At 56.5% G+C, this 3810-nt stretch carries 2 protein-coding genes and 1 pseudogene; 2 read left to right on the top strand and 1 reads right to left on the bottom strand.

The window, feature by feature from the left end:
• The first annotated feature begins 70 nt into the window (after window positions 1-70).
• Both AC6F7T_RS11770 and AC6F7T_RS11765 read left to right on the top strand, forming a co-directional pair.
• A complete protein-coding gene (locus tag AC6F7T_RS11770) occupies window positions 71-1645 on the top strand; it encodes a TOTE conflict system archaeo-eukaryotic primase domain-containing protein (RefSeq protein ID WP_500719083.1) in 1575 nt (524 codons plus the stop codon).
• Window positions 1646-1897: 252 nt separating this feature from the next.
• Window positions 1898-1993, top strand: a pseudogene (locus tag AC6F7T_RS11765) (IS1595 family transposase); the annotation flags it as partial.
• Window positions 1994-2430: 437 nt separating this feature from the next.
• Here AC6F7T_RS11765 and AC6F7T_RS11760 read toward each other — a convergent pair.
• A partial coding sequence (locus AC6F7T_RS11760; protein ID WP_500719081.1) for a heavy metal translocating P-type ATPase occupies window positions 2431-3810 on the bottom strand: 1380 nt, incomplete at its 5' end.

Below are 3810 nucleotides of genomic sequence, written 5' to 3'. Positions count from 1 at the left end.
AGGCATGAAGGTCACAACTGGGGTTGGGGTGTTGGTGAGGACATGGATGATTTGATGGCGGAGTATGGATTTGGCGAGGAGTAACCAAGGGCTGAATGACCAAGATGAACTGCGATGGTTGCGCGATGAGAACGCCCGCCTCAAGAACTTGCTGAACCAACACGGTATTCCCTGCGAAGAACCGACTATCTCTGAACCCGCTCCTGCCTCAACGCAATCCGTATCGGTCCCAGCACATCTCACCACCGATACCAAGATCACCCTGTTCCGTCGTCTGTTCAGGGGACGTGAGGATGTATACCCCCAACGCTGGGAATCGGCCAAAGGCAAGACAGGCTACTCGCCAGCCTGTGGCAATGAGTGGAAGCCCGGCGTCTGCCATAAACCGCGAGTTAAATGCGGAGACTGCAGCCAGCGCCAGTTGCTGCCGGTAACCGATCAATTAATTTACAACCATCTGGCAGGCAAACAAACCATCGGCGTCTTTCCTCTGCTTGCCGATGACAGCTGCTATTTCCTCGCGGCTGATTTCGATGAGGCAGACTGGCGAGAGGATGCCAAGGCCTTCATGCAATCCTGCCGGGAGCTTGACATCCCGGCGGCGCTGGAAATTTCCCGTTCCGGCAATGGGGCTCACACCTGGATATTTTTTGCTGAGCCGGTTCCCGCCCGTGAGGCCCGGCTGCTTGGGGCTGCGCTGATCAGCCATACCTGCGACCGCACCCGCCAATTGTCCTTGGCCAGCTATGACCGCCTTTTTCCCAACCAGGACATCATGCCCAAGGGTGGCTTTGGTAACCTGATCGCGCTCCCTTTGCAGAAACAACCAAGAGACTTGGGTCGCAGTGTGTTTGTCGATGATCACCTGCAGCCGTACCCGGACCAGTGGGTTTTTCTGACATCCATTCGTCCAATGTCTCGGCGTGATCTGGAAGATGCCATTTTGCGAGCCAGCGGTGGCCGTCATCCCCTGGATGTTGCCTTGGCCGCTGAGGATGAGGACAGCAAACCCTGGCAGCGTCCATCACCTTTGCCGGCCAGGATTGTTGGACACCTACCGGAGTCGTTGAAACTGGTGCTGGCCAACCAGATTTTTATCGCCAAGGCTGGTCTGCCGCAACCGCTAGCCAATCGCCTGATCCGTCTAGCTGCCTTCCAGAATCCGGAGTTCTATAAGGCCCAGACCATGCGCCAGCCGGTATGGAATAAGCCGCGAGTTATCGGCTGCGCAGAGAACTATCCCCACCATATCGGCCTGCCACGAGGCTGCCTCGATGTAGTGCTCGACCTGTTACAAGAGAACGACATCCGTCCTGATATACAGGATGAACGTCTACCCGGACGCAAGGTGGCTGCCAAATTCATCGGCACCTTGCGCAAGGACCAGAAGGCAGCGCTACGGGAAATGCTCAAACACGAGGTCGGCGTGCTCTGCGCGCCAACGGCCTTCGGCAAGACAGTTACCGCCGCCACCCTGATTGCACGGCGCAAAGTGAGCACGTTGATACTTGTACACCGTACCGAACTGCTGAGACAGTGGCAGGAGCGGTTGACGGGATTTCTGGAAATTCCCAAAGGTGGTGAGGAGGTTGAATTGCTAATCGATACCATGGCGGCATTTAATCGCTATTCCAATCGAGTGTAGCCAGATTCATCTCATCATCATGTCTTGGGGGTTGATCCTTTGCGTGTTTAAAGATCAGTCAGGCAATTACCATAACCAACACACCCCACAGACCAACCCGGCAATCGCGATATTTCTCGATTAGCACCATCAACAGAACACAAAACGCCCACGGATACCAGATCGTGGGCGTTTCTTATGATGCAGGGTTTGTAGGAAGGTAACGTTAACCACCGGATATGCCATCAAATTTAGTGCGGAACAAGAGATGAGAACACGATCTTGGACAATTTAAAAAATGCCATTAGTGGGACCTGCCATGCCTTTATCTTTAAAAAATCTGCTTCCGCTATCTTGGTGAGTTATGAGAATTCGCCACAGCTAGCGGCGTGCTTGCTTCGGCAGCGAGGTCGAAGGTTCAAATCCCCTCAACTCCGCCATTTACTTCTCACTGCATTGATAGATCAGCTGCACATCATCCTGCGACAAGCTGTCTAACATCAACAGCACCTTTGGCAACTGACCAGAGGCTGGTGCTGACGAATTCGCTGTCGAGGCCGAAAAAGCGCACCAACAGATAAATGGTGAGCGGGAAGCTGTACATCTGCGCATACAGGGCGATGATAAAGGCCTGTACCGCCCCGGCGCTAGCCCACTCACGCCAGTTCTACGGCGCAACATAGCGATAGAAAAACCAGGATATCAAAACGATGACGATCATCGCGATACCCCATGCCCCAGTATGACTGATCGACTCATTCATGACTCAACTCCTGTATGTCGTCGCTCTAACGTCCAGGGCCTCGTTATAGCGTGAACTTGCGCAGACGTAAGGCGTTGGTGATCACTGAAACGGAACTGAAGGCCATGGCGGCACCGGCGATCATCGGGCTGAGCAGGATGCCGAAGAAGGGATAGAGCACTCCCGCTGCGATGGGAACGCCGGTGGCATTGTAGATAAAAGCGAAGAACAGGTTCTGGCGGATATTGCGCATAACGGCTTGGCTGAGACGCAAACCACCCACAATACCGCGCAGGTCGCCCTTCACCAGGGTCAGGCCGGCGCTCTCGATGGCAACGTCCGTGCCTGTGCCCATGGCGATGCCGACATCGGCAGCGGCCAGTGCAGGTGCGTCGTTGATCCCGTCGCCCGCCATGGCAACGCGATACCCCTTGGCCTTTAATTCGTTGACGATGCGTTGTTTGTCCTCGGGGGACACTTCGGCATGCACTTCGTCTATCCCCAGTTCGGTGGCTACGGCGTTGGCGGTGCGCAGATTATCCCCTGTGCACATGACGACCGTGATCCCCATTTCGTGTAACGCTGCGATGGCCTCCTTCGAGGTTTTCTTGATCGGATCGGCGATGGCGATGAGGCCAAGGAGCTGATCGTCGCGTGCCGTCCAGATCACCGTTTTGGCCTCGCCTTGCAGCCGCTCGGCTTCCTGGCTTAAGTTGCCGGGGATGGTGATGTCGTCCGCTTCGAGGAAGGTCCGTTTGCCGATGCGAATCATCTTGCCATCGACCCTGGCCTGGACGCCACCTCCGGTGGTGCTCTTAAAGTCGGTGATGACCGGCAGTTTAAGGCCCACTTGCTTCGCTTGATCGACTACGGCGCGGGCGAGGGGGTGCTCGGACTGAGATTCAACAGCCGCCGCCAGACGCAGCAATTCGTCGGTTTTAACACCGTCCGGCACGTGAATATCGACAACCGACGGCTTTCCCTCGGTGAGGGTGCCGGTCTTGTCGGTGATGAGGTGCGTGACTTTCTCGGCGCGTTCAAAGGCTTCGGCGTTTTTGATCAGGATGCCGTTTTGGGCTCCCTTGCCAACCCCGACCATGATCGACATGGGGGTGGCCAGACCGAGTGCGCAGGGGCAGGCGATGATCAGCACCGAAACGGCCACGACGATGGCGTAGGCCATGGCCGGTGCGGGACCGAAGGAGGCCCAGATGCCGAAAGCGAACAGAGCGATCAGCACTACCGCAGGCACAAAATAGCCCGCGACCCGGTCGACCAGGTTCTGAATGGGTGCCCGGCTACGTTGGGCCTCGGCGACCATTTTTACGATCCGTGCGAGCATGGTTTCCTCGCCCACGGCCTGCGCGCGCATGACAAAACTGCCGGTCTGGTTGACCGTGGCGCCGATGACCTTGTCGTCCTTGCCCTTTTTTACCGGGATCGG

The sequence above is a fragment of the Pelovirga sp. genome (assembly GCF_059864205.1).
This window is presented reverse-complemented; position numbering and strand designations above follow the sequence as displayed.